Annotated in this window: 19 protein-coding genes; 11 read left to right on the forward strand and 8 right to left on the reverse strand. The window is 66.0% G+C overall.

Features of this window, described 5'->3' with window-relative positions:
- Positions 1–21: 21 nt before the first annotated feature.
- The gene (icmF, locus tag GPT34_RS03780; RefSeq protein ID WP_291009816.1) at positions 22–3315 is read left to right on the forward strand and encodes a fused isobutyryl-CoA mutase/GTPase IcmF; all 3294 of its coding nucleotides are present in this window, start codon (positions 22–24) and stop codon (positions 3313–3315) included.
- Between the two features lie 445 nt (positions 3316–3760).
- Positions 3761–6802 (forward strand): PAS domain S-box protein, encoded by a 3042-nt coding sequence (locus GPT34_RS03785; RefSeq protein WP_291009817.1) that lies wholly within the window; start codon positions 3761–3763, stop codon positions 6800–6802.
- A 6-nt stretch (positions 6803–6808) separates the two neighbouring features.
- Here the strand turns inward: GPT34_RS03785 and GPT34_RS03790 are convergent, their stop codons facing one another.
- The 3 genes from GPT34_RS03790 to GPT34_RS03800 form a co-directional block, all read right to left on the reverse strand.
- A complete protein-coding gene (locus tag GPT34_RS03790; RefSeq protein ID WP_291009818.1) occupies positions 6809–7891 on the reverse strand; it encodes a DUF6352 family protein in 1083 nt (360 codons plus the stop codon).
- A 141-nt stretch (positions 7892–8032) separates the two neighbouring features.
- Positions 8033–8440 (reverse strand): hypothetical protein, encoded by a 408-nt coding sequence (locus GPT34_RS03795; RefSeq protein ID WP_291009819.1) that lies wholly within the window; start codon positions 8438–8440, stop codon positions 8033–8035.
- Between the two features lie 55 nt (positions 8441–8495).
- Positions 8496–8735 carry a hypothetical protein gene (locus GPT34_RS03800; RefSeq protein WP_291009820.1) on the reverse strand — a complete coding sequence of 80 codons (240 nt, stop codon included), beginning with the start codon at positions 8733–8735 and terminating at the stop codon, positions 8496–8498.
- 401 nt (positions 8736–9136) lie between these two features.
- On the opposite strand from GPT34_RS03800, the gene rocF reads away from it, so the two are divergent.
- Positions 9137–10057, forward strand: coding sequence for an arginase (rocF, locus tag GPT34_RS03805; protein WP_291009821.1), 921 nt, complete (start codon positions 9137–9139; stop codon positions 10055–10057).
- A 198-nt stretch (positions 10058–10255) separates the two neighbouring features.
- On the opposite strand, the gene GPT34_RS03810 is transcribed toward rocF, so the two are convergent.
- The gene (locus GPT34_RS03810; RefSeq protein ID WP_291009822.1) at positions 10256–10555 is read right to left on the reverse strand and encodes an antibiotic biosynthesis monooxygenase family protein; all 300 of its coding nucleotides are present in this window, start codon (positions 10553–10555) and stop codon (positions 10256–10258) included.
- Positions 10552–12222: a choline dehydrogenase gene (locus GPT34_RS03815; protein ID WP_291009824.1), complete on the reverse strand. Its 1671-nt coding sequence runs from the start codon at positions 12220–12222 to the stop codon at positions 10552–10554. Before GPT34_RS03815 ends, GPT34_RS03810 begins: the two co-directional genes overlap by 4 nt.
- A 257-nt stretch (positions 12223–12479) precedes the next feature.
- On the opposite strand from GPT34_RS03815, the gene GPT34_RS03820 reads away from it, so the two are divergent.
- A complete protein-coding gene (locus tag GPT34_RS03820) occupies positions 12480–13334 on the forward strand; it encodes a 3-hydroxybutyryl-CoA dehydrogenase (RefSeq protein ID WP_291009826.1) in 855 nt (284 codons plus the stop codon).
- 158 nt (positions 13335–13492) lie between these two features.
- Here GPT34_RS03820 and GPT34_RS03825 read toward each other — a convergent pair whose 3' ends face one another.
- The gene (locus GPT34_RS03825) at positions 13493–14230 is read right to left on the reverse strand and encodes an SDR family NAD(P)-dependent oxidoreductase (protein ID WP_291009828.1); all 738 of its coding nucleotides are present in this window, start codon (positions 14228–14230) and stop codon (positions 13493–13495) included.
- Positions 14231–14284: 54 nt separating this feature from the next.
- Here GPT34_RS03825 and gorA point away from each other — a divergent pair, with 54 nt between their 5' ends.
- Entirely contained in the window at positions 14285–15688 is a 1404-nt protein-coding gene (gorA, locus tag GPT34_RS03830) for a glutathione-disulfide reductase (protein WP_291009830.1), read from the forward strand.
- A 140-nt stretch (positions 15689–15828) separates the two neighbouring features.
- Here the strand turns inward: gorA and GPT34_RS03835 are convergent, their stop codons facing one another.
- The gene (locus tag GPT34_RS03835; RefSeq protein WP_291009831.1) at positions 15829–17133 is read right to left on the reverse strand and encodes a DUF4010 domain-containing protein; all 1305 of its coding nucleotides are present in this window, start codon (positions 17131–17133) and stop codon (positions 15829–15831) included.
- Positions 17134–17178: 45 nt separating this feature from the next.
- Here GPT34_RS03835 and GPT34_RS03840 point away from each other — a divergent pair, with 45 nt between their 5' ends.
- From GPT34_RS03840 to GPT34_RS03865, 6 genes are all read left to right on the forward strand, one after another.
- A complete protein-coding gene (locus GPT34_RS03840; RefSeq protein WP_291009832.1) occupies positions 17179–18666 on the forward strand; it encodes an AMP nucleosidase in 1488 nt (495 codons plus the stop codon).
- Between the two features lie 20 nt (positions 18667–18686).
- On the forward strand, positions 18687–19790 hold the full coding sequence (locus GPT34_RS03845; RefSeq protein ID WP_291009833.1) for a mechanosensitive ion channel family protein: 1104 nt from the start codon (positions 18687–18689) through the stop codon (positions 19788–19790).
- Positions 19791–19906: 116 nt separating this feature from the next.
- Positions 19907–21382 carry an efflux transporter outer membrane subunit gene (locus GPT34_RS03850; protein ID WP_291009835.1) on the forward strand — a complete coding sequence of 492 codons (1476 nt, stop codon included), beginning with the start codon at positions 19907–19909 and terminating at the stop codon, positions 21380–21382.
- A gap of 20 nt (positions 21383–21402) precedes the next feature.
- Entirely contained in the window at positions 21403–22701 is a 1299-nt protein-coding gene (locus tag GPT34_RS03855) for an efflux RND transporter periplasmic adaptor subunit (protein WP_291009837.1), read from the forward strand.
- 89 nt (positions 22702–22790) lie between these two features.
- Positions 22791–23513, forward strand: coding sequence for an ABC transporter ATP-binding protein (locus tag GPT34_RS03860; protein WP_291009839.1), 723 nt, complete (start codon positions 22791–22793; stop codon positions 23511–23513).
- Between the two features lie 2 nt (positions 23514–23515).
- Positions 23516–24724: an ABC transporter permease gene (locus GPT34_RS03865; protein WP_291009841.1), complete on the forward strand. Its 1209-nt coding sequence runs from the start codon at positions 23516–23518 to the stop codon at positions 24722–24724.
- Between the two features lie 78 nt (positions 24725–24802).
- Here GPT34_RS03865 and purT read toward each other — a convergent pair whose 3' ends face one another.
- On the reverse strand, positions 24803–26005 hold the full coding sequence (gene purT / locus GPT34_RS03870) for a formate-dependent phosphoribosylglycinamide formyltransferase (protein ID WP_291009843.1): 1203 nt from the start codon (positions 26003–26005) through the stop codon (positions 24803–24805).
- Between the last annotated feature and the right edge of the window lie 13 nt (positions 26006–26018).

The raw sequence follows: 26018 nt of genomic DNA on the forward strand, positions 1-26018 counted from the left end.
TCTCGATTCACGGATGTCACCATGACCCAGCTCTCAGCCGACTACCAGGCCCTGGCCAACTACCGCCCTACCCACAAAGTGCGTTTCGTCACCGCAGCCAGTCTGTTTGATGGTCACGACGCTGCCATCAACATCATGCGGCGCATCTTGCAAGGCATGGGTGCCGAAGTGATCCACCTGGGCCACAACCGCTCGGTGGACGACGTGGTCACGGCTGCCCTGCAGGAAGACGTGCAAGGCATTGCGATCAGCTCCTACCAGGGCGGCCATGTGGAGTACTTCAAGTACATGGTCGACCTGCTGCGCGAGCGCGGTGGCCAGCACATTCAGGTCTTCGGCGGTGGCGGTGGCGTGATCGTGCCAGCCGAAATCCGCGAGCTGCAGGACTACGGCGTGGCCCGCATCTACAGTCCCGAAGACGGCCAGCGCATGGGGCTGGCCGGCATGATTGGCGAGATGGTGATGCGCTGCGACCGCGACATCAGCGACCACGCCCCCTCCGAACTCGCAGCCATCCAGGGCCATGGCGAGATGCCCTGGCGCGCGCTGGCCCAGCTGATCACCGCCATCGAAAACGCTCAGGCGCAGCCAGCGCTGATGGACACCTTGCGGACCCACGCGGCAGGTATCCAGACCCCGGTGCTCGGCATCACCGGCACCGGCGGTGCAGGCAAATCGTCGCTGACCGACGAACTGATCCGTCGCTTGCGGCTGGACCAGGACGATGCGCTGCGCATCGCCGTGATTTCCATCGACCCCTCGCGCCGCAAGAGCGGCGGCGCCCTGCTGGGCGACCGCATCCGCATGAACGCCATCACGCCCTGGCAACAGGGCCCGAGGGTCTACATGCGCAGCCTCGCCACGCGAGACACCAGCAGCGAGATCAGCGCCTCCTTGCCAGACGTGCTGGCAGCCTGCAAGGTGGCCGGCTTTGACCTCATCGTGGTGGAGACTTCGGGCATTGGCCAGGGCGACGCCGCCATCGTGCCGCATGTGGACATCCCCATGTACGTGATGACGCCCGAGTTCGGCGCGGCCAGCCAGCTGGAGAAGATCGACATGCTCGACTTCGCCGAGTTTGTCGCCATCAACAAATTCGACCGCAAAGGGGCGCTGGATGCCCTGCGCGATGTGGCCAAGCAGGTGCAGCGCAACCGCGAAGCCTTCACCGTGATGCCCGACACCATGCCCGTATTCGGTACCATGGCCGCGCGCTTCAACGACGACGGCGTGACCGCGCTCTACCAGGCGATCAAGGTGCGGCTGCAGGCGCTTGGACTTCCCCTGACCGCGGAGCGGCTGCCAGCGGTCAAGGTGCGCCACAGCACCAACCAGACCCCCATCGTGCCGCCTGCACGCACCCGCTACCTGGCCGAGATTTCGGACACGGTTCGCGGCTACAAGCGGCGCGCCCGCGCGCAGGCCCAGCTGGCGCGCGAGATCCAGCAGCTGCGCGAAGCCGCGCGCATGCTCGCGGTCGACAAGCCGAACCGGCCCAAGGCCTCGGAAGCGGCGATCGACCTGGCCCAGGAACGCGAACTGCAGCAGGACAACGACGCGCGCAAACTGCTGACCCAGTGGCCCGACATGCAAAAGGCCTACGCCGGCGACGAGTACGTGGTGAAGATCCGCGACAAAGAGATCCGCACCGCACTGACAACGAAATCGCTCTCAGGCACCGTGATCCGCAAGGTGGCACTGCCGCAGTTTGAGGACCACGGTGAAATCCTCAAGTGGCTGATGCTAGACAACGTGCCGGGCAGTTACCCCTACACCGCGGGCACCTTCGCCTTCAAGCGCGAAGGCGAGGACCCGACCCGCATGTTTGCCGGTGAAGGCGACGCCTTCCGCACCAACAAGCGCTTCAAGCTGCTCAGCGAAGGCCTTCCAGCCAAACGCCTGTCCACTGCTTTCGACTCGGTCACGCTCTACGGCAACGACCCCGACCGACGACCGGACATCTACGGCAAGGTGGGCAACTCGGGCGTGTCGATCGCAACGCTTGACGACATGAAGGTGCTCTACGGGGGTTTCGACCTCTGCCACCCGGCCACCTCGGTCTCCATGACCATCAACGGTCCGGCGCCCAGCATCCTGGCCATGTTCATGAACACCGCCATCGATCAGAACATCGACAAGTTCAAGACCGATAACGGTCGTGAGCCCACCGACACCGAAGCACAGAAGATCAAGGAATGGGTGTTGGCCAATGTGCGCGGCACGGTACAGGCCGACATCCTGAAAGAAGACCAGGGCCAGAACACCTGCATCTTCAGCACAGAGTTCTCACTCAAGGTCATGGGCGACATCGCCGAGTACTTCGTGCACCACGATGTGCGCAATTTCTACTCGGTCTCGATCAGTGGCTATCACATCGCCGAAGCCGGAGCCAATCCGCTCAGCCAGCTCGCGTTCACGCTCAGCAACGGCTTCACCTTTGTGGAGGCCTACCTGGCGCGCGGAATGCACATCGACGACTTTGCGCCCAACCTGTCCTTCTTCTTCAGCAACGGCATGGACCCAGAGTACACCGTGCTCGGCCGCGTAGCGCGCCGCATCTGGGCGGTGGCCATGAAAGAGAAGTACGGTGCCAACGAGCGCAGCCAGAAGCTCAAGTACCACGTGCAGACCAGCGGGCGCAGCCTGCACGCACAAGAGATCCAGTTCAACGACATCCGCACCACGCTGCAGGCGCTGATTGCCATTTACGACAACTGCAACAGCCTGCACACCAACGCGTTTGACGAGGCCATCACCACACCGACCGAAGACTCGGTTCGCCGCGCTATGGCGATCCAGCTCATCATCAACCGCGAATGGGGACTGGCCAAGAATGAGAACCCCAACCAGGGTGCTTTCATCATCGAGGAGCTCACCGAGCTGGTGGAAGAAGCGGTGCTGGCCGAGTTCGAAAAGATCGCTGACCGCGGTGGCGTGCTGGGTGCGATGGAAACCGGCTACCAGCGCGGCAAGATCCAGGACGAGTCCATGCACTACGAGATGCTGAAGCACACCGGCGAATACCCCATCGTCGGTGTCAACACCTTCCGCAATCCCCACGGCGACCTGACGCCCGAGACCCTGGAGTTGGCGCGCTCGACCGACGAAGAAAAGCAAAGCCAGTTGAAGCGACTGGCCGACTTCCACGCCACCCATGCCCAGGCGGCGCCGGCCATGCTCGAACGCCTGAAGCAGGCAGTGATCCACAACCACAATGTGTTCGAAGTGCTGATGGAGGCGGTGCGGGTGTGCTCGCTGGGCCAGATCACCAGCGCATTGTTCGAGGTGGGCGGGCAGTACCGACGCAATATGTGAGCCTCAGTCCGCGCAGGGTTCAAGTTGGCGATGAAGGCGCCGAGACGGCTTACACTGGCGTTCACCATTTCGATCACCCATGCCCTCTCCTGACTCCGCACCGCTCCCAACGGCTCAGGACCTGCCCGCATCGGATGTTTCGTCGCCTTTGAGACGAACCCAGCGCCGCTTGCTGGCATTTGCCACGGCAGGTTGTATCCTGGTCCTGCTGGGAGGTACCGCCGCCTTCCTCTGGAATGCGCGGGAACAAGTCTTGGATCAGGCGGAGCTTCTTGCCACCGAGCGCAGCGAGCGACTGGCAGAGGGCCTGGAGCAGGCACTCAGACTTGCAAGTGCCGTTATCAGGTCTGTCGATGACCAGATCGAATCTGCATCCGGTCAACCGTTTGAGGCCCCACCGGCGCAGGAGGCAAAGCGTCAAGCCGATTTGCTCGCCGCACTTCCGTTGCCATTCCATCTCTATGCTGTCGGACCGCAGGATCGAAAGATCGCGCTGGTGGGTGAGTCAGGCCCTCTGACCTTGCAGGCGACGCCTTCCCACCTGAGGCGGCTCAACCTGATCGCCGATCGTTGGGGCATCGGGGATACCGAAGGCAGCCCGGGGCAGCGTGTCTTACCGCTGCGCTGGCGGGCTGTGCCCAACCTGCAGGGAATCGAGGGCTACGGCGTGGACCTGGATTTCGAGGCCTTGCAGCGCTGGCTGGAGCGCGAGCGCCGCGACCCCGAAGATCACGCGGTCCTGTTCCGGCTCAATCAGGATGGCACCGCCACTCTGCTGGCACTCGCCCCCCTGATCGACAGTCAGCTCGGCATCAGGCTCGCGCCCGAGTGGGTGGCGCAGGCGCGGCTCAGCGCGACCGGTGCCGTGGGCCTGCATAGCCCGCTGGACGGTCATTCCCGCCGCGTTGCGTTCCATCGGCTCGACGGGCCAGCCGACCAGCTGGTCATCGTGTACGGCGTTTCTACCGCCGGCGCACTGGTGAACTGGAGAGTACAAATGGTCTATCTGGCGGGTCTGGCCCTGTTGCTGGCTGCCAGCATGGGCGCTGGCGGCTGGCGCCTGGACCGCTCGTTGCGTGAGCTGACCGACAGCAAGCGAAGGTTCGAGCTGGCGCTGCAGTCGGGCCATGTGTGGGACTGGGACATCGCTGAGGGTGCCCTGCGTTACGCGCCCGGCTTCCTGCAAAACTTGGGCGTGCCACCAACCCCACCCGACCGGCTCACGACCAAGCTCTACCAGCTCATGCTCCCCGAAGACGCGATCCGCGTGAAGGCTGCACTGCGTGACCACGTCGTGCACCACAAGCCCTATGCCATCACATTCCGCCTGCTCGACAGCGCGGGCGAGTTGCGATGGTTCGAAACCCAGGGCCAGGCATTCTGGGACCGCAACGGGATCGCCACGTACATGGCGGGCACCACCTTCGAGATTACACAGCGCCTGCAGCTGGAAGAATCCCAGCGCCAGACCCTGCAGCGGCTGGACACCGTCGCCAACGCGTCGCCCGTGCTGTTCTGGACCGCCGATCTCCTGGGGCAACGCGACTGGGTGAACCAGCGCTGGCTCACCTTCAGGGGGCATAGCCTGGAGCAGGAACTGGGGGATGGCTGGATGGACGGCATCCACCCGGACGACCTGGAGCGGCGCCGAACCGCCACGCCGCCCGATCCGCAAGAACAAGCCTCTTGCGCAATGGAATACCGGCTGCGCCACCACGACGGCAGCTACCGCTGGGTGGTGGACCAATGGCTGCCGCGCTTCGACGCCGATCAGCAGCCAATTGGCTACATCGGCTCGTGTGTGGACGTGACCGAGCTCAAGCAGGCCGAGGCCGAAGCGCGGCAACGTGGCGCCATGCTCGAACGGGTGTTCGATGTGCTGCAGGACATGCTGTTCGTGGTGGATGCCGAGGGCCGTTTTCTGCACTACCAGGGTGCCGCCGATGCCAAGCTGTATGCACCCGCAGAGCGGTTCCTCGGCCGCGTCATCGACGAGGTCATGCCCGGCGAGCTGGCCAGTTTGCTCAGGCGCGAAATGGCACAGGCCAAGAATGGCCAACTGCGCGATTTTGACTACAGCATGGATCTGCCTGGCGGGCGTCACCATTTCAACGCCCGGTTGGCTTACTTGACCGAGGGCAACCAGTACATGGTGGTGGCCCGCGACATCACCGAGCGCGAAACCCTCAAGGAACAGCGCGAGCGTCTGCAGCAGTTCCTGATCCTGCAGCTGCGCCTGGCGAGCCAGTTCATCAACCACCCGCTGGACACCATCGACAAGGAGATCGACCGAGCGCTGGGCGAAATCGGCGAATTCGTGCGGGCCGACCGCGCCTACATCTTCGCCTACGACATGCAGGCGAATACCGCCTCCAACACGCACGAGTGGTGCGCACCAGGCATCGAGCCGGCGATCGAGCAACTGCAAGACCTGAGCATGGACCTGATTCCTGACTGGGTAGCGGCGCATACGCAAAAGAGGGCGCTCTGGGTGGACGATGTGCAAGCCCTGCCCCAAGGCAACCTGCGGGCCATCCTGGAACCCCAGTCGATCTGCAGCCTGATCACGCTGCCCATGAACTCGACACAGGGGCTGCTAGGTTTCGTGGGCTTTGACTCGGTGCGTGCAACGCATGTCTACGATCAGGAAGAAATCAGCCTGCTGCATCTGTTCGCGCAGATGCTGGTCAACGTGCAGGAGCGCAAGCAGGCTGAGGCGCGTCTCCACGAACTCGCCGCCGAACTGGAAATTCGGGTCCAGGACCGCACCCGACAATTGGGCACCAGCGTCAAGCGACTCAGCCAGGCCAACCGAGAACTCGAATCGTTCGCCTACTCAGTCTCCCACGACCTGAAATCACCCCTGCGCAGCATGGAGGGGTTTGCCAGCCTGCTTGTGCAGGAACACGACGATCAGCTGGGCGACGAGGCGCGCGACTACCTGCAGCGCATCCAGGCCGCCACCCGGCACATGGGGCGCTTGATCAACGACCTGCTGTCTTACGCGCGCATCGAGCAGTTCGAACAGGGGCTGACGGGTCTGGCGCTGGAGCCGCTGGTGACCGAGGTGGTGCAGGGCATGCGCAATGAAATCGATGCGCTCGGTGCGCAGGTGCGGGTCGACATACAGCCCGGCCTCGCTGCCATCGCCCATCCGCAAGGCTTGGCCATGGTGCTGCGCAACCTGATCGACAACGCGCTCAAGTTCACGCAGCCAGGTGAGCCGCCAGAGATCACGATTCGGGGACAGGTGGTGGGGCCGGTGGTGCGCCTGTCGGTGGCGGACCGCGGGCAGGGCTTTGACATGCGCTACCACGACCGCATCTTCGCCATCTTCCAGCGGCTGCATCGTGGCGACCAGACGCCAGGGACCGGCATTGGTCTGGCGATGGTGCACAAGGCGATCGAGCGCATGGATGGCCGCATCTGGGCCGACAGCACGCCCGGCCAGGGCGCCACCTTCTACATCGAACTGCCGCGCGCCTGAGCGCGCTCAGGCCGGTGCGGACAGCGGCAGGTTGATCAGCAGGTTTTGCGGCTTGAGCTTGAGCAGACCCTGCTCGGTCATGGCCAGGCCCAGGTAAACCGGTTTGCCTTGAAGGTCGGCCTGCATGTCGGCCGAGTTTTCGAATCGCAGGCGGAACAGGCTGATCAACCGCTGCTGCCGTTGCGCCGACACCTCGTTGCCCTGGTACAGGTCGTTGAGCAGCTGGGTGGATTCGACGTCCAGCCCCAGGTGCCAGCGCCAGGAGGGGTCGTCCACACGGGCTTCTGGCTGGATGCGCACTGCCACACCGAGGAAGTGCTTCACCCAGCGCTCCAGCACCGCAGCCAGCGCCTTGAGGCCGGAGCGCGAACGGGTCATGGTCAGCGTGAGGCCGTGGGGCAGCTCCTGCTGCACTTCGTGGGTGAGGTCCAGCACGAAGTTGAAGCGCCCGGGCCCCTCGCAGCTTTGCAGGTAACGCGCCGCGTTGTCGTCCCCCAGCACCTCCACCTGCACCACCGGCAGCGACGCGCCGCTCTGCAGCAGCAGGCGCCCCATGCCACCCAGCCCCGCGGTTTCATTGAGCATGTCCAGTACATCGGCGTCGCCGCTGAGCACCCGACCTTCCTGCACCTGCACACGCTGGCGCCGGAACAGCAGCTCGGCAGCGCGCCAGACCCAGGCATCGGTTTCGTCCGCCAGCAGGTTGCGCACGATGGCCTGGACCATCAGGTCGAGAAACAAGGGCGGCAGCTGGATCGCGCCCGCGCGGAAGAAGCCGGCATAGGCGGCTTCCAGCGAACCCGCCTGCAAGACGGCGTCGCGCAGCTTCAGAAACAGCTGGTGATTGGCGCGCGCGTCGGCATCCTGCAGCGCGCCGAGCTCGGACGGGGAGACGGCACGGGTGGGCGCCAACATGAGCGATTCGTGCAGCGCGTGCTCGGCCGCACAGGACTCTTCCACCAGCGCGAGCTCGGGGCGCTGCAACCAGAGGCGCCAGTAGTCGTCCGACGGCTCCAGCCAGCCACGGGCATTGCGGCGCAGGTGGTCAAAGCCACAGGAATTCCATACAGAAGGAGCAGTGTCAGGCATCGGGGGGTCGTGAGTGAAACCCCGATGCACAGACAACCTCGCTCGGGGTGCCCGATTGTCCTTCAGCAGGGCCAACTCGCCCCGAGCGGGGTCAAAGGCGCGCCAAGGCGTGGATTGCAGCGCACCGCCCAGGCACGAGGGTCACGCGATCAGCCGCAGTACGGAACGCCGCGGGCTGTCTTGCGTGAAGGCAGGATCAAGGGTGACAGAAAGCACCAGCACATCGAGCATATTCTCCGAGGGCCAGAAGGCGGGCGAGCCGATCCGGTCTGCGCCTGCAAACTGGTTGCCGTTAGGGCTCACGTTGCCCTTCAACGTCACCGCTGATGACGAGAATCCACCACTGACGAGTTCAGCGCCATCCGGGCTGGCCGGCATATAGGCCAGCAACCGTACCGACTGAGCGCCCGCAGTCACCCGTATGAAGTTGCTGTTGGGCCGGGTCACCACCGTGATGGTGTGCGACAAGGTCAGGCTGTCGGGGCCACCACTGGCCAGCCCCTCCACCCCATAGGCAATCGCGACCCGGTTCGGTGCCAACGGCCCCATGTGAGACATGGTTGCCGCACAGCGTGACTTGCCCTCCATTGGAGAAATCGGCCAGCTAATTGGACACACCCGAAGGACCGTCCATCAAGTAGCTGGTTTCAATGGTCGACTCGCGAACCCTGTTCTTGAAGAGGTGGCCGTAGCGGGCTTCGTGAAAGAATCGGCCGCGCACGCTCACCCGGTCGAAATCACAAGCGGTGGCCAATGAGGATGGAAATGAAGCCTGGGTAGCAGCGCCACCCTTGGTCGTCTCGATACCGCCACCCCCAGCCGTGAGCTCATCTAGACCAATCAACGCGATATGAACACGTGCCCCGAACGTCCTGTTTGCCAGTATGGATGCTGAGGAAGTGAACATGAAACCCGTCAAAAAGGGATTCAGTTGAAGGCTGCGTGGTGCCACGTCTTGGCTCGGGGCGCTCGTTCGATAGCCGTTGACCGTCGAGATCACTCTGCGCGCGCCTGAAGACTCATGCGACAAGCCCCATCATCCACCACCCAAGTCGATCCAGCGCAACCAAATGCGTTCTTGCCACGCCAGGTTCGGTCAAGCCCAGCTATGGCTCCGGACCCGGTGGTCTCCGCGACCTTTCAGACGACCCGCACAAATCTTGACGTATGAGGCCCGCGAGCAAGAGGCCTGCATGAACACCATGATGTGGTGGGTGCCGAAGCAGGATCGACCACAATAGCCTCATGCAACAGACCACCGTCCACCTGATCGGCGTGCCGACCGACATCGGCGCCGGCGCCCGAGGCGCTTCCATGGGACCCGAGGCCCTGCGTGTGGCGGGGCTCGCGGCGGTGCTGAAGAGCCACGGCTTGCAGGTGCACGATGCGGGCAACCTGAGGGGCCCGGCCAATCCCTGGCTGCCCCCTGCGCAGGGTTACCGGCATCTGGCCGAGGTGGTGCAGTGGAATCAGACCCTGCACGAGGCGATGCACGCCGCGCTGGGCCTGGGCCACCTGCCAATGGTGCTCGGCGGAGACCACTGCCTAGGCATCGGCTCGATCAGCGCCGTGGCGCGGCACTGCCGCGAGCAGGGCAAGAAGCTGCGCGTGCTCTGGCTCGACGCCCACGCCGACTTCAACACCGCCGACCTAACGCCCAGTGGCAACGTACACGGCATGCCGGTGGCGGTGCTGTGCGGCCATGGGCCAGCCGAACTCACTGGCGTCGGTGGCACCACGCCAGCGATATCGCCCTCAGTGGTGCGCCAGATCGGTATCCGCAGCGTGGACGCGGGCGAGAAGCGCCTGGTTCACCAGGCCGGTCTGGAGGTGTTCGACATGCGCTACATCGACGAGATGGGCATGCGCCACACCATGGAGCAGGCACTCTCCGGTCTGGACGACAACACCCACCTGCATGTGAGCTTCGACGTGGATTTTCTCGACCCGGAAATCGCCCCGGGCGTGGGCACCACCGTACCGGGTGGGCCGACCTACCGGGAAGCCCAGCTCTGCATGGAAATGATCGCCGACACCGGCCGCATGGCGTCGATGGACGTGATGGAACTCAACCCGGCGCTGGACGTGCGCAACCGCACGGCGATCCTCGCGGTGGACCTGATCGAGAGCCTGTTTGGAAAATCCACGCTGATGCGGAAAAATTAGCCCCCCGCGCCGCCTGCGGCGTCCCCCCCCACAGAGGGGCAACGCTGGCGGCCCGGCGGATCCGGTTCCGCAGCATTCTGAACTGAAGACACGGCGCGCCGGAAGGGAAGTTTACCCAGGGCACCGCCGACCTGGCTTTGCCAGTCGGGCTGTGCCGCCCCCTTGGGACGGTGACGCCGAACGCGGCGCGGGGGGAGCCTAGCTCTTTCTCACCAACTCCAGATGCTCCACCACCGGCGGCTGCACGAAGAAGGGGCCGACGATGGCGCGCCATTCGACGAATGCCGGTGACTCGCGAAAACCCACGGTGTGGTCTTCGAGCGTGTCCCAGTAGATCATGAGCAGGTAGCGCCCGGGACTTTCGATGCTCCGGTTGATTTTGTAACCCTGAAAACCTTTGGCCTTTGAAATCACGGTGCTTGCGCCCCGCGTGATGGCGTCTTCGAAAGCGGCGGCTTTCGCCGGGTCGATGCGGATGTCGGCGTGTTCAAGAATCATGCGGTGGTCTCCAGGACAGGGGCGCGGGTTGCCGGCACCGCCTGAGTGGCCTGCCGGGCTGCCCGAATCATATCGACCGCTTTCTCGGCCATCATGATCACCGGCGCATTGGTGTTGCCACCCACCACCTGCGGCATCACCGACGCATCCACCACGCGCAAACCCGACATGCCGTGCACGCGCAGCTCGGCGTCCACCACCGCCAGCGCATCGTTGCCCATGCGGCAGGTGCCGACCGGGTGGTAGATGGTGTCGGCATGGTTGCGGATGAACTGCTCGATCTGCGCATCGCTTTTCGCCGACGCCGACGCTTTGGACTCGATGCCGCCATGGCGGGCGAGCGCGTCTTGTTGCAGCATCTGGCGGGTGAGCTTGAAGCCACGCACCATGCGCGCCATGTCGTCCGGGTCTTGCAGGAACGCCGGATCGATCAGGGGCGCGACCTGCGGGTCGGCGCTGGCCAGGCGCAGCGTGCCGCGGCTCTTGGGGCGCAGCAGGCAGACATGGCAGGAATAACCATGACCCAGCACCGTCTTGCGGCCGTGATCCACCAGCTTGCCCACCACAAAGTGCCACTGCAGATCGGGAATGGCCTCGTCCGGCGAGCTCTTGATGAAGCCACCGCCTTCGGCGAAGTTGGTGGTCAGCATGCCACTGCGCGCGCGGCGCCATTCGAAGATGCCGCGCAGCAGCGCGAGGGTGCCAGTAGCCGAGAGGCCAAACAGATCGGTCACCTTGGGCGCGTTGACCACGATCACCACGTCGGGGTGATCGTGCAGGTTTTCGCCCACGCCAGGCAGGTCGTGCACCACGCCAATGCCGTGGCTGCGCAGGTGCTCGGCCGGTCCAATACCCGAGAGCATGAGCAGTTGCGGTGAGCCGAACGCGCCGGCGCTCACCACCACTTCACCACCAGGCTTGAGCTGCAGCGCCTGCAGGTCCCCGCGACCACCTTCGGCTCGGTATTCCACGCCCGTGGCCTGCGGCTGGCCGTCCTGAATCTGTGTCAGCACCCGGGTGGTCAGGGCCTGGGTAATCACGGTCAGGTTGGTGCGACCCAGGTGCGGCGTGAGGTAACCCTTCGCTGCGCTCCACCGCTCGCCGTTCTTGTGTGTCACCTGGTAGGCGCCCACACCTTCTTGCTCGGGACCGTTGAAATCCGGGTTGTGCCGGTAGCCCGCCTGTTGACCAGCCTCTATGTAGGCGGGCAGAAAGGGGTTGGGGCTGCGCAAGTCCATCACGTTGAGTGGGCCGCCCTGGCCATGCAGGGCATCGGCGCCGCGCTCGTTGTGCTCGGAGCGCTTGAAATACGGCAACACATCGGCGAAGGACCAGCCCGGGTTGCCCTGGGCCGCCCAGCCATCGTAGTCCCGCGCGTGGCCGCGCGCGTAGACCATGGCATTGATCGAGCTGGAGCCACCCAGCACCTTGCCCCGCGGCTGGTAGCCCCGGCGACCATTCAGGCCAGGCTGGGGCACGGTGTGGTAGCCCCACCCGTTGAGCTCGTACTTCGCCATCAAAGCCAGGCCGGCCGGGCAATGGATGAGCACGCTCTTGTCGGCCGGGCCGGCCTCCAGCAGGGCCACGCGAATGGTCGGGTCTTCCGTCAGGCGCCCGGCGAGCACACTGCCCGCGGAACCACCACCGACGATGATGTAGTCGTACATGCTTGCTCCTCAATCGGGCTCCTCATTCACCAAGGTGTGAGAGGCCACCGTTTTTCTGCTGCCAGAGGTGAGTCCCTTTCAGGCGGACGTCAGCCATGGCAGGACAATCCAATCCAAGTTAGCACAGCGACCCGGAGCGCATTAGGCACCCCAACCTAGAGACGACACCTGAGCGACTGGCCCATTCGAGGTCGATCTCCTGCAGGCGCGAAAATCGCAGAGATCTCTTTTCACCCCTTCACAGGAGCACCCTTCTCATGAGCAATTCCATCCAGACCGTCGGCATCATCGGCTCGGGCACCATGGGCAACGGCATCGCCCAGGCCTGCGCCACCAACGGCATCCGCGTGGTCATGGTCGACATCGCGCAGACCGCGATCGACAAAGGCCTGGCCACCGTTGCGGGCAGCCTGGACCGGCTGATCAAGAAAGAGAAGATCACGGCCGCCGACAAGGCACAGGCTTTGTCCCTGATTAAAGGCAGCACCAGCTATGACGACCTGAAGAGTGCCCAGCTCGTGATCGAAGCCGCGACCGAAAACGAAGCGCTGAAGATCAAGATCCTGCAACAGCTCGACGGCGTGCTGGCCGCTGACGTGATCGTCGCCACCAACACCAGCTCGATCAGCATCACCAAGCTGGCCGCGGCCACCCAGCGCGCCGACCGCTTTGTCGGCATGCACTTTTTCAACCCGGTGCCCATGATGGCACTGGTGGAAATCATCCGCGGCCTGCAGACAAGCGACGCCACACACGACGCGGTGAAGGCCCTGGCCGAGCGCCTCGGCAAGACACCGATCACGGTGAAAAACGCGCCCGGCTTCGTGGTCAACCGCATCCTGGTGCCCATGATCAACGAGGCTTTTTTCGTACTCGCCGAGGGCCTGGCAACGCCGGAAGACATCGACGCCGGCATGAAGCTCGGCACCAACCAGCCCATCGGCCCCCTGGCCCTGGCCGACATGATTGGCCTGGACGTGTGCCTGGCGGTGATGAACGTCTACATGGCCGAGTTCAACGACAGCAAGTACCGCCCGGCGCCACTGCTGAAAGAAATGGTGGCCGCTGGCTGGCTGGGCCGCAAGAGCGGGCGGGGTGTTTACACGTACTGACCCCCCGCGTCGGAGGCGTTGTTGTTCCCCCTGTGCCGGCTTCGCCGTCACCCCCCCCAGGGTGCGATGCTGGCGGCTCCGGCGGCCGGTTCCGCGGCATCCTGGGTTGGGGCACGTGCGCCGGAAAAGTTGTTGAGTTGCTGGTCTGGCCTAGCTTTTTACCAAGGCACGGTTTGACCATGGTGGTCGTAGAAGCCACCGGTCTGGCTGGCGCTGAGGCCGTCCATCACCGCGATGAGCTCGGCCGCCGCCACCTCGGGCGGGCGCACCTTCAACCCGGCCTTGGCAAACGGCTGCGACAGTGGCGTGTCCACCGTACCCGGGTGCAGCGCCACGCAGATGGCCTCGCGGTTGCGCCGCGCCAGCTCGATCGACGCCGTGCGCACCAGCTGGTTGAGCGCGGCCTTGGACGCGCGGTAGGCGTACCAGCCGCCCAGCGCGTTGTCACCCATGCTGCCCACGCGGGCCGAGAAAAACGCCGCCAGACAAGGCCCCTGGCGCGGCAGCAGCGGCAGGAAGTGCCGCATCACCAGCGCCGGGCCAATGGCGTTGACCGCAAAGCTGTGGCTCAGCGCGTCGGCCTCAAGGTGCTGCCAGGAGCGCTCCGGGTCGGCGCGGGAACCCGAAGCGGTCTCGCCATGCAGAAACCCGGTGGCCACGATCAGTCGCCGCAAGCGCTGCCCGCGGCCCGACAGCTCATCGGTCACCCGCTGCGCACAAGTGGCGATGGAGGCTGTCTGGATGAAGTCGATCGGCGGGTCGGTGCGCCGGCCGATCGCCAGCACGCTCTCTCCCCGCGCGCGCATGCCGCCCACCAGCGCCGCGCCCAGGCCGCCGGTGCCGCCGATGACAACTGACAGGCCAGGCATTTCGACGGCGTCTTGAGGCGTGTTCATGCGCCGATTGTGGGAGCGAACTAACATCTTGGCTTCACACAAGGATTCTTTGCCATGGCTTCATTCGACTTCGACCTGTTTGTCATCGGCGGCGGCAGCGGTGGCGTGCGCGCCGCGCGCATGGCCGCCCAGCGCGGCGCCCGCGTGGCTCTGGCCGAGATGATGGGCACAGACGGGCTGGGTGGCACCTGCGTCAACGTGGGCTGCATTCCCAAAAAACTCTACAGCTACGCAGCGCACTACGCAGACAGCTTTCATGAGTCGGCCGGTTATGGGTGGGAGGGCGTCGCGCCTACCTTGAACTGGGCCACCCTCAAGCACAACCGCGCCAAGGAAATCGGCCGCCTGAATGGCGTCTACAGCAACCTGCTGGGCGGCTCGGGCGTGACGGTGTTCAACGGATTCGCTCGCATCGACGGCGAACACGCGATCACCCTCGCGACGCTGCACGCAGATGGCTCACCCGGGCACCAGCACTTCACCGCCAAAAACATCTTGATCGCCACCGGCGGCACACCCTTTGTACCCCACTTCCAGGGACGTGAACACGTGATCACCTCCAACGAGGTGTTTGATCTGGAGCCGTTCCCCCAGCGCCTGCTGGTGGTGGGTGGCGGCTACATCGCCTGCGAGTTCGCCTCCATCTTCAACGGACTGGGCACGAAGGTGACGCAGCTCTACCGTGGTGAGCAGGTGTTGCGCGGTTTTGATGAAGAAATTCGCCACTTCGTCGCGGGCGAAATGATCAAGTCAGGCGTGGACTTGCGGCTCAACGCCGACGTGGTCGACGTGCGCAAGACAGCCGATGGCCTGGCCGTCGAGTGCGAGGGCGGCAGCATCGTCATGGCCGATGCGGTGCTCTACGCCACCGGCCGCATGCCCAACGTCAAGGGTCTGGGTCTGGACACCGTGGGCGTGGCGCAGGGCGGACAGGGCGAAGTGATCGTCAACGCGCAATACCAGACCAACGTGCCCCACATCTATGCCGTGGGCGACGTGACCAACCGCGTGCAACTCACGCCGGTCGCCTTGGGCGAGGCCATGGTGGTGGTCGACCAGCTGTTTGGTCCGGTGGCCGGCAAGCCCCCGCGGGACATGAGCTACGACTTCATCCCCACCGCCGTCTTCACCCACCCCAACATCGGCACCGTCGGCCACAGCGAAGAGAAGGCCCGCGAAAAGTTTGGCGCCATCACGGTGTTCCGCAGCGAGTTCAAGGCACTCAAGCACACGCTCTCGGGCAGCAGTGAACGCACGCTGATGAAGCTGGTCGTGGACACCGCCAGCGACCGCGTGGTCGGCCTGCACATGGTTGGCCCCGACGCGGGCGAGATCGTGCAGGGCTTTGCGGTGGCGATGAAGGCGGGCGCGACCAAGGCGGTGTTCGACAGCACCATCGGCATCCACCCGACAGCCGCGGAAGAGTTCGTGACGATGCGCGAGGCAACCCGGAACTGACTGGCCCCTTGCTTCCCCGCTGAGTGTGGTCCTCTGCCCCCGAGGAGCTGATCCGGCTTGGGGCGGTCCGGCGCAGGATCGTTTCCCCCCTGCGAGCCGCATCCTGCGGATGCGACTCGCGGCTTCCCCGCTGCGCAGCGTCACGGCATCAACCACCCAATCAGCGCCACACCAAGCGCGGTGTGCGCCCACAGGCCAGGCGCCAGCCAACGCAGGTAGCGCCAGCGCCCCACCAGGCCGGCCGTGACGCTTTTGCTGAGCGCATGAACCGCCAGCGCGCCCATCACGGGGATGGCTGATGCGAGACCGGGCTCAGCGCCGGATGAGGCAAACACAGCCGCCAGGGCGGCGTGCAGATCGGCCAAAGATGCCACCAGGGTGCCGGCGATCAGGCCGGCCTGCCCCAGCCACAGGTCCAGCCCATGCACCAGCGCCTGGACGCCGGTCAGCAGCCCGGCCACGGCGGCAGCGCCCCAGAGGCTGAACATGCGGTCGTCGCCCCGCCCCGTCAAACCTTCGATGCGCGAGCTCGACACCACGCCATCGGCCGGTTCAGGCGGTGCACCATGCACCAGCCACCACGCCCAGGCTGCAGCCAGCAAAGCCGCACTCAGCGTGGGCAACCACAACACCGCCAGCCAGGCCGGCTGCACCGCGGCAGCCACCAGCAGGACCTGCAGCTGCGTGGACACGCACGACATCAGACCGCCTCCAGCCATGAGCCGCGCACCCGAACGCCCCTCTCGCACGGCGAGGCCTAGGGTAGCGATGGTGGCGGTGCTCGACACAAAACCCGAGGCCAGGGCCGAGAACGCCACCGCTTCGCGCGCCTGCAGGAGCCGGCGGCTCAGGTGGGCGAGCGACTGCACCGCCAGCAACAGCGCCAGCAGCTGCACGATCACATAGGGGTTGAGGACCGGGCCCCACAACGGCCGGTTGGGCACCAGTGGCAGCGCCATCAGCACCAGCGCGGCGAGGACGATGCCATCGCGCACCTCGCCCGGCCGCAGCCATTGGCTGGCGAATCGGTGCAGCGCGTCGCGCCCAGCCAGCACCGCGGTCAGCCCCACCGCCAGGCCCGCCGCCACCGGCAAGCTCCAGGCACACAACACGCCGATCAGGTAGGTAAGCAGCAGCGCAATTTCGGTCGTGGCACCCGGGTCGTCAGAGCGGTCTCGCCAGTAGGCCACCAGGCTCAGCGCAGCGACCAGCAAGGCACCGGTGACCACCAGCCCTGGCATCGCGGTCAGCGCCGCCACCGCGCCCACCACGCTGCTCAGCGCAAAGGTGCGCAGGCCAGCAAATGCCCGACCCGGGCCACTGCCCTTGCGCCGCTCGCGCTCGATGCCCACCAGCAGCCCGCAGCCCAGCGCGGTGGCGAGCACCGCGACCGCACCAGCCGGGTCGGCCGGCAGTGGCAAGAGCGAAGGGGGGGCGTCGAACATCCTGTCAAGTCGGGGGTGTCACGGTGCAGGGTCACAATAGTCGCCATGCACAAGACACCTGACTTTACCGCCCCGGTCCTCTACCGCGATCCAGCCGCCGCCCTGGCCCAGGTGCAGGCGATTTACCAGCGCGCCGTGGACCATTTGCGCGCCGCCATGCGCGGATTTGTGGCTGGCGAAGACTTCCAGGGCAGCCGCGTGCGCGCCTGCTACCCCTTTGTGCGCCTGCACACGCAGAGCACGTCGCACCAGGGTTCTGGACGCTTGAGCTACGGCTTCGTCGCGGGCCCTGGCCGCTTCGAGACGACGATCACCCGGCCCGACCTTTATGGCGGCTACCTGCTGGAGCAGTTCAGCCTGCTGCTGGCCAATCACGGTGGCGAACTGGAGGTGGGCATCAGCGCTCAGCCGATCCCGATCCATTTTTCGTTTGCCGATCATGAGCATGTGGAAGGCCAGCTCAGCGCCGAGCGCCGCGCCCTGATGCGCGACGTCTTCGACCTGCCCGACCTCACCGCCATGGATGACGGCATCGCCAACGGCACGCACGAGCCCCGTTCGGGCGAGGCGCAGCCGCTGGCCCTGTTCACCGCGCCGCGGGTGGACTATTCGCTGCAGCGCTTGCGCCACTACACCGGCACCGCGCCCGAGTGGTTCCAGAACTTCGTGCTGTTCACCAATTACCAGTTCTACATCGACGAGTTCATCAAACTGGGCCACGCCGAGATGGCCAGCCCCCACAGCGAATACACCGCATTCATCGAGCCCGGCAATGTGGTGACCCGGCGTGTGGACCGGCCGTCTGAAGCGGGCGACGAGCTCGGCGCCGCCCCGCCCCGGCTGCCGCAAATGCCGGCATACCACCTGATGCGCGCCGACCGCAGCGGCATCACCTTGGTCAACATCGGCGTAGGCCCGTCCAACGCCAAGACCATCACCGACCACATCGCCGTGCTGCGGCCCCACGCCTGGCTCATGATCGGCCACTGCGCTGGTCTGCGCAGCACGCAGCAGCTGGGCGACTACGTGCTGGCGCACGCCTATGTGCGCGAAGACCATGTGCTCGACGAAGAGCTGCCGCTGTGGGTGCCGATTCCGGCCCTGGCCGAGATCCAGCTTGCGCTGGAGGCCGCGGTGGCCGACGTCACAGGCGTGCCACCCCAGGAGCTCAAGCGCATCATGCGCACCGGCACCGTGGCCAGCACCGACAACCGCAACTGGGAGCTGCTACCCGACAACACGCCGCAACGCCGCTTCAGCCAGAGCCGCGCGGTTGCGCTGGACATGGAGAGCGCCACCATCGCCGCCAACGGCTTTCGCTTCCGCGTGCCCTATGGCACCCTGCTCTGCGTGAGCGACAAGCCGCTGCACGGCGAAATCAAGCTACCGGGCATGGCCAACCATTTCTACCGCGAGCGCGTCGACCAACACCTGCGCATCGGCATCCGCGCCGTCGAACGGCTGCGCCAGGGCGGCGCCGGCCAGCTGCACAGCCGCAAGCTGCGCAGTTTTGCTGAAGTAGCCTTCCAGTAACCCACGCCTCACAGAACCGCATGCAACCGATCCGAGAATTCTTCGTCCAGACCTTTGGTATTGAAGCCTGGCTGGCGATGCTGCTGGCCATTGTGGTCATCGCCTTGCTGGTGAGCCATGCCGCCCGCCTGTTGTTCAACCAGCTCGACCGCTGGACCCACCAATCCCGGAATGCCTGGGATGAGGCGCTGGCCGAAGCCGCCCGCCGACCCACACATCTGCTGATCTGGATCGTCGCACTGGCGTGGATAGCCCGCGTCGTGCTGGTGCAATGGCCCGACCTGGACTTCGGGGAGGAGCGGGTGCAGATCCGCAACGTGGCCATCGTGGTCGCAGTGGCCTGGTTTTTCTGGCGCTTCATCCACCTCATGACACGCGGCACCGTGGACCGAGGCCGCGAAGGTGGGCAGGAATTTGACATCACCACCGTATACGCGCTCAGCAAGCTGGGGCGACTGCTGGTGGTCATCGTCACGGTCATCACCGTGGCACACAATCTGGGGCTCAACATCGGCGCCCTGCTCGCGCTCGGCGGCGTGGGTGGACTTGCCGTCGGTCTGGCAGCCAAAGACCTGCTGGCCAACTTTTTCGGCGGCCTCACCATCTACCTGGACCGGCCGTTCAGCGTCGGCGAATGGATCCGCTCGCCCGACAAGAGTATTGAAGGCACGGTGGAGTACATCAGCTGGCGCCACACGCGCATCCGCGCCTTCAACAAGAACCCGATCTACGTGCCCAACGCCGTCTTCACCACCATCGTGGTGGAGAACCCCTCGCGCATGAGTCACCGGCGCATCAAGGAGACACTGGGGCTGCGCTACGACGACTTTGCCCAGGTAGAGACCATCGTGGCAGAGATCAAAACCATGCTCCACGAACACCCCGACATCGACAACACCCAGACCCTGATCGTCAACTTCACCCAGTTCGGCGCCAGCTCGCTCGACATCATGATCTACACCTTCACCAAGACCCGGAAATGGGTCGAGTACCACGCGGTCAAACAAGCCGTGTTGCTTGAGATCGGCCAGATCGTCGCCCGCCATGGGGCCGAGATCGCCTTCCCGACGCAGACGCTGCACCTGGCCCCGCCGGCCGAGCCGCCTCCGGCGGCCGCCAGCTGACAGGCATACGTCGCCGGCGCGACCCATTGACCGGAACTTCACCCGGCCTTGACGAACCGGACACACCTGCGCGCCAGAATGAATCCGAGCATCCCCGCGCCTGACCCCCTGCCCCCATGACACGCCACCTCCCCACCACACCCGATACCGCCAGCACATTGCCGCGCTGGCTGGGGCTCGCTGGCCTGGCGCTGCTGTTGTCGGGCTGCGCCAGCCTGCGTCCGCCAGCGCCAGCGCCAGCACCCGTCGACACCGCCCTGCCCACCGCATGGACGGCTGCGCCGGCTGCGGCCACCGCGTCGCCCGCCGACCTGGCTCGCTGGTGGACCCGCTTTGACGACCCCACGCTCACCACGCTGGTCGAACAGGCCATGTTGCGCAACACCAGCGTGCAAAGCGCGCAGGCTGCGCTGGCGCAGGCCCGGGCGCAGCGCGATGTGCAGGCGGCCCAGCTCGGCCCCTCGCTGGGCGCCTCGGCCTCGGCACGCCGCAGCAGGGCCAGCGGGCAGGACGCCAGCAACAACTTCCAGGCGGGTTTTGATGCCAGCTGGGAACCCGATTTGTTCGGCGGCAACCGCAGCGCCGCCAACGCCAGCGAGGCTGACGCGCGTGCCGCCGCCAGCAACCTCGCCAATGTGCAGGTCTCGCTTGCCGCCGAGGTGGCGGTGAACCTGATCGAGCTGCGCGGTCTGCAGACGCGCCTGGCAATCGCACGCAGCAACCTCGCGGCGCAAACCGAAACCCTGCAAATCACCCGCTGGCGCGCCCAGGCAGGCCTGGCCGCCTCGCTGGATGTGGAGCAGGCGGTGGCCGCGAGCGAACAGACCGCCGCGCAACTGCCCGCCCTGCAGAGTGGCATCAGCCAGGCGATGAACGCGCTGGCGGTGCTCACCGGCGACGCCCCGGGCGCGCTCCAGAACCAGCTCGGCGCAGCCTCACCCATTCCCCTCGCTCCAGCGGACCTCGCGCTGGCTTTCCCCACCGAGACCCTGAGGCAACGGCCCGACGTGCGCAGCGCCGAATCGCGTGTGGCCGCAGCGCTGGCCCGCGTGGCGGTGGCCGACGCCGCGCGCTACCCCAGCTTTCGGCTCAGCGGCTCGCTCGGCCTCTCCGCGCTCACCCTGGGTGGCCTCACCAATGGCGCCTCGGTGGTCAACAGCCTGCTGGCGAGCCTGTCGGTGCCGCTGTTCGACGGCGGCGCCAGCGAAGCCCAGGTGCGCGCACAGGAAGCGGCGCTGGACCAGGCCCGCGTGGCCTACCGGGCGGCGGTGCTCGCCGCGCTGAAGGATGTGGAAGACACGCTGGTGTCGCTGCAAGGCAATCGCGAGCGCCTGGCGCGCCTGCAAGCCGCCAGCGAGGCCGCGGCCAACGCCGAGCTGCTCGCGCGTCAGCGCTTCCAGAGCGGGCTGATCGACTTCACCACCGTGCTCTCCACACAGCGCACCCTGCTGTCCACGCAAGACAGCGTGGCCACCGCCCAGACCAGCTTGAGCGGCGACCACGTGCGTCTGTTCAAAGCCCTCGGTGGTGGGTGGACACCCGACGCCGACACCGAATCTCCTGGCGGTCAGACACCCGCCACTACCCGCTGAGCCCGCTCACATCGCTCCCCATGAACCAGCCTGCTCCCGCCACCACCGATCCCGCACTGCAAGCCCTGCTCGGCGCCGAAGCCGCGCCGCGCTGGTGGCGTCGCCCCAGCTTGTGGCTGGGCTTGCTGGCGCTGGCGCTGATCGCCGGTGGGCTCTATCTCTGGCAAGCGCGCCAGACCACCAGCCAGGCGCCGATCTACGTCACCGAGGCCCTGCGCACCGGCAACCTCACGCTCACGGTGTCGGCCAATGGCACGCTGCAGCCTACGCGCTCGGTCAATGTGGGCAGCGAGCTGTCGGGCACGGTCAAGCGTGTGCTGGTCGACGTGAACGACCGCATCAAAGCCGGCCAGGTGCTGGTGGAGCTGGACGCCGCCAAGTTCTCCGACCAGGTGCAGCGCTCACGCGCCTCGCTGGCGGCTGCCCAGGCGCAGCTGGCGCAAAGCCGTGCCACGGTGCAGGAGGCGCAGGCCACCCTGGCACGTTTCGAGGAAGTGGGGCGTCTCTCTGGCGGCAAGGTGCCTTCGGCCACCGAGCTGGACAGCGCGCGCGCCGGGGTCGAGCGGGCACGGGCTGCGCAGGCCAGCGCCGAAGCCAATGTGACGGTGGCGCGCGCTGCGCTGTCCACCGACGAGACCAACCTGTCCAAGGCGTCGATCCGCTCACCCATTGACGGCGTGGTGCTCTCACGCTCGGTGGACCCGGGCAATGCGGTAGCGGCGTCGCTGCAAGCCGTCACCCTGTTTTCTGTGGCAGAAAATCTGGCGCAGCTGCGGCTGGACGTGAACGTGGACGAAGCCGACGTGGGCGCGGTCAAGCCGGGCCAGAAAGCCAGCTTCACCGTCAGCGCCTACCCGGCACGCCGCTACCCGGCCACCATCCAGCGCGTGGATTTTGGATCGACCAAAACCGACAACGTGGTGACCTACGTGACCACGCTGGAGGTGGACAACAGCGACCTCAGCCTGCGCCCGGGCATGACCGCCTCGGCCACCATCGTGGCCACCGAACGCAACGGCGTGCTGCTGGTGCCCAACACCGCGCTGCGCTTCAACCCCACCCGCATCGATGCGCAGACTGTCGGCAGCACCAGCATCCTTAGCCGCATGTTTGCGCGTCCCTCGCGCCCCGGCGCCCGCAAGTCCGCCGGCAACGACCCGCGCGCGCCCGGCCAACGCCAGATCTGGATCCTGAAAGACGGCGAGCCCACTGCGTTGAACGTGACCACTGGCATCAGCGACGGCCGCAGCACTGAAGTCAGCGGCGACGGCCTTGAAGCGGGCCTGGCCGTGATCGTCGACCAGCGGGCAGGGCAATGATCCGGGATGACCCCCACTGCGAATCGCTGCCCCCCGAGGGGGCCGAGCCTGCCTTGACGCCGCCAGGCGGCAGTCCCGATGGAACTCAAATGCCTTTGATCAGGCTTCGTGGCATCACCAAGGTTTATGGCCAGGGCGCCACCGCGTTCCAAGCGCTCAAGGGGGTGGACCTGGACATCGAGCGCGGGGAGTTCGTGGCCATCATGGGGCCCAGCGGCTCGGGCAAGTCCACCGCCATGAACACGCTGGGCTGCCTCGACACGCCGACCACCGGGACTTACGCATTCAATGGCGTGCAGGTGCAGTCGCTCAGCCGCGACCAGCGCGCGCTGCTGCGCCGCCGTTACCTCGGCTTCGTGTTCCAGGGCTTCAACCTGCTGGCGCGCACCTCGGCGCAGGAAAACGTGGAGTTACCGCTGATCTACCGCGGTGAGCCCACAGCCAAACGCCACACCATGGCCGCGCGCGCGCTCGACGCCGTCGGTCTCAAGGGCTGGGAGCACCACACGCCCAGTGAACTGTCCGGCGGCCAGCAGCAGCGCGTGGCGATCGCGCGCGCCATCGTCACCGAGCCGGCCGTGCTACTGGCCGACGAGCCCACCGGCAACCTTGACACCGCGCGCAGCAAAGAAATCATGGAGCTACTCTGGCACCTGAATGCCGAGCAGGGCATTACCGTGCTCATGGTCACGCACGAAGCAGAAATGGCCGCCTACGCGCGGCGGGTGGTGCGCTTTGTCGATGGCGTGATCGCCAGCGACGAACGCAACCCGCACCCGATGGCCCTGCAAGCAGCGAAGGCAGAGGCCTGATCATGTGGCTCAACACCTTGCTGCTGGCCTTGCGTTCGATCCGGCGCAACCTGATGCGCTCTTTCCTCACCGTGCTCGGTATCGTGATCGGGGTCAGCGCCGTGATCACCATGGTCACCTTGGGCAACGGCGCCACCCAAGCCATCCAGAGCCAGATCGCCGGGCTGGGCACCAACCTGCTGCAGGTGCGTCCCGGCCAGCGAATGGGACCAGGCAGCAGTGGTGGCAGTGCACCCTCGTTTGAAGAAAGTGACGCCGAGGTGATCGCGACCCAGATCGGTGGCATTGCCGCGGTCGCGCCGGAAGCGCGCACCGGCTCGACCCTGGTGGCCAACGGCCGCAACTGGAGCAGCCTGGTCACCGGCAGCACCAACGCATGGCTGCAGATTGGCAACTGGACTGTGGCCAGCGGGCGTGAATTCACCCGCGACGAGCTGCGCGCGGGTGCTGCCGTGTGCCTGATCGGCGAGACGGTGCGGCGTGAGCTGTTCGGCAACCGGGAAGCCCTGGGTGAAGCGCTGCGCGTCAAACAGATTTCGTGCGAAATTGTCGGCGTGCTGGGCGCCAAAGGACAGGGCGCGTTCGGCAATGACCAGGACGACATGGTGCTGGTGCCGATCAAGACGCTGCAGCGCCGCCTGACGGGCAACACCCGCGTCAACACCCTGCTGGTGTCGATGGCTGAAGGCAGCGATGCCGAGCGCGTCAAGGCCAGCCTGACGCAGCTCATGCGCGAGCGCCGCAAGCTCAGCGCGACCGACGAAGACAACTTCAACGTGCTGGACACCAAGCAGCTCGGCGAAACGCTCTCGGGCACCACCCGGGTGCTGACGATGTTGCTCGGTGCGGTGGCCGCGGTCAGCCTGCTGGTGGGTGGCATCGGCATCATGAACATCATGCTGGTCAGCGTCACCGAGCGCACGCGCGAGATCGGTCTGCGCCTGGCCATCGGCGCGCAGGAGCGCGAAGTGCTGATGCAGTTCCTGATCGAGGCGGTGGTGCTGGCCGCCATCGGCGGCCTGATCGGCATTGTGCTTGCGACTGCCGCGTCGATCGGGCTGTCAGCGGTGATGGACGTGCCCTATGTGTTCAACCCGGGCGTGAACCTGATGAGTTTCCTGTTCTCGGCCGGCATCGGTGTGCTGTTCGGCTACTTCCCGGCGAGACGTGCTGCGCGGCTGGACCCGATTGAGGCGCTGCGGCATGAGTAGGTAGGCGCCCCCTCGCGCCGGCTTCGCCGTCACCCCGCCCCCTCCTGGAGGCACTGGCGGCCTCTTCCTGGTGTAGGGCTATGCGGCCCGTGGTTTGACAAATGCGGCTGCTCGCTTGGCCTGAGTGCGCGCCACGTCCACATCGGCATCGTGCACCAGCGCCACGCCCATGCGGCGCTTCTTGAAGCTCTCGGGCTTGCCGAACAGGCGCAGCTCGCTGTTGGGCACGCGCAGCGCCTCGGCCACACCGTCAAAGGCGATGCCTGTGGCGTCCACGCCACCGTAAATCACCGCACTGGCGCCTGGGCTCTTGAGTGTGGTGTCCACCGGCAGGCCGAGGATGGCACGCGCGTGCAGCTCAAATTCGTTTTGCCACTGGGTGATCATGGTCACCATGCCGGTATCGTGCGGGCGCGGGCTGACCTCGCTGAACCAGACCTGATCGCCCTTCACGAACAGCTCTACGCCAAACAGGCCCTGGCCGCCCAGGTTGTCGGTCACGGCCTGGGCCACGCGGCGCGATTCGGCCAGCGCAGCCGGCGTCATGGCGTGCGGCTGCCAGCTTTCCACGTAGTCACCGCTCACTTGCACGTGGCCAATGGGCTCGCAGAAATGGGTTTCCACCTGACCGCTGGCGCCCAGCGCGCGCACCGTGAGCTGCGTGATCTCGTAGTCGAAGTCGATGAAGCCTTCCACGATCACGCGGCCCGGGCCGACCCGCCCGCCCGCCATCGCGCAATCCCAGGCGGTTTTCACGTCGGCGGGGCCATCGATCTTGCTCTGGCCTTTGCCCGACGAGCTCATCACCGGCTTGACGATGCAGGGGTAACCAATGCCCCCGTCGATCGCCGCCTGCAGCTCGGCCAGCGAGTCGCAGAACCGGTAGGGGCTGGTCGGTAGCCCCAGCGTCTCGGCGGCAAGACGGCGAATGCCCTCGCGATCCATGGTCAGTCGCGCGGCCCGAGCGGTGGGGATCACGCGCACCACGCCCGCGGCTTCGAGCTGCTCCAGCATGGGTGTGGCAATGGCCTCGATCTCGGGCACCACCAGCTTGGGTCGCTCGGCCTCGATCAGCGCCTTGAGCTGCTCGGGGTCGCTCATGGTGATGGTGCGCGCATGGTGCGCCACCTGATGGCCGGGCGCGTTGTCGTAACGGTCGACGGCGATGGTCTCCACGCCCAGGCGCTGCAGGGCAATCAACACCTCCTTGCCGAGCTCGCCACTGCCCAGCAGCATGACGCGGGTGGCCGAGGGAGACAGCGGGGTACCGATGGTGGTCATGGTCATCTCTTGG

The sequence above is a fragment of the Hydrogenophaga sp. genome, from assembly GCF_011390835.1.
Lineage (GTDB): Bacteria > Pseudomonadota > Gammaproteobacteria > Burkholderiales > Burkholderiaceae_C > Hydrogenophaga.

Coding starts and splice junctions, on each gene's coding strand:
- icmF (WP_291009816.1), top strand. CDS start 22: ATGACCCAGCTCTCAGCCGACTACCAGGCCCTGGCCAACTACCGCCCT.
- GPT34_RS03790 (WP_291009818.1), bottom strand. CDS start 7,891: ATGCCTGACACTGCTCCTTCTGTATGGAATTCCTGTGGCTTTGACCAC.
- GPT34_RS03795 (WP_291009819.1), bottom strand. CDS start 8,440: ATGGGGCCGTTGGCACCGAACCGGGTCGCGATTGCCTATGGGGTGGAG.
- rocF (WP_291009821.1), top strand. CDS start 9,137: ATGCAACAGACCACCGTCCACCTGATCGGCGTGCCGACCGACATCGGC.
- GPT34_RS03810 (WP_291009822.1), bottom strand. CDS start 10,555: ATGATTCTTGAACACGCCGACATCCGCATCGACCCGGCGAAAGCCGCC.
- GPT34_RS03815 (WP_291009824.1), bottom strand. CDS start 12,222: ATGTACGACTACATCATCGTCGGTGGTGGTTCCGCGGGCAGTGTGCTC.
- GPT34_RS03820 (WP_291009826.1), top strand. CDS start 12,480: ATGAGCAATTCCATCCAGACCGTCGGCATCATCGGCTCGGGCACCATG.
- GPT34_RS03825 (WP_291009828.1), bottom strand. CDS start 14,230: ATGAACACGCCTCAAGACGCCGTCGAAATGCCTGGCCTGTCAGTTGTC.
- gorA (WP_291009830.1), top strand. CDS start 14,285: ATGGCTTCATTCGACTTCGACCTGTTTGTCATCGGCGGCGGCAGCGGT.
- GPT34_RS03835 (WP_291009831.1), bottom strand. CDS start 17,133: ATGTTCGACGCCCCCCCTTCGCTCTTGCCACTGCCGGCCGACCCGGCT.
- GPT34_RS03840 (WP_291009832.1), top strand. CDS start 17,179: ATGCACAAGACACCTGACTTTACCGCCCCGGTCCTCTACCGCGATCCA.
- GPT34_RS03845 (WP_291009833.1), top strand. CDS start 18,687: ATGCAACCGATCCGAGAATTCTTCGTCCAGACCTTTGGTATTGAAGCC.
- GPT34_RS03850 (WP_291009835.1), top strand. CDS start 19,907: ATGACACGCCACCTCCCCACCACACCCGATACCGCCAGCACATTGCCG.
- GPT34_RS03855 (WP_291009837.1), top strand. CDS start 21,403: ATGAACCAGCCTGCTCCCGCCACCACCGATCCCGCACTGCAAGCCCTG.
- GPT34_RS03860 (WP_291009839.1), top strand. CDS start 22,791: ATGCCTTTGATCAGGCTTCGTGGCATCACCAAGGTTTATGGCCAGGGC.
- GPT34_RS03865 (WP_291009841.1), top strand. CDS start 23,516: ATGTGGCTCAACACCTTGCTGCTGGCCTTGCGTTCGATCCGGCGCAAC.
- purT (WP_291009843.1), bottom strand. CDS start 26,005: ATGACCACCATCGGTACCCCGCTGTCTCCCTCGGCCACCCGCGTCATG.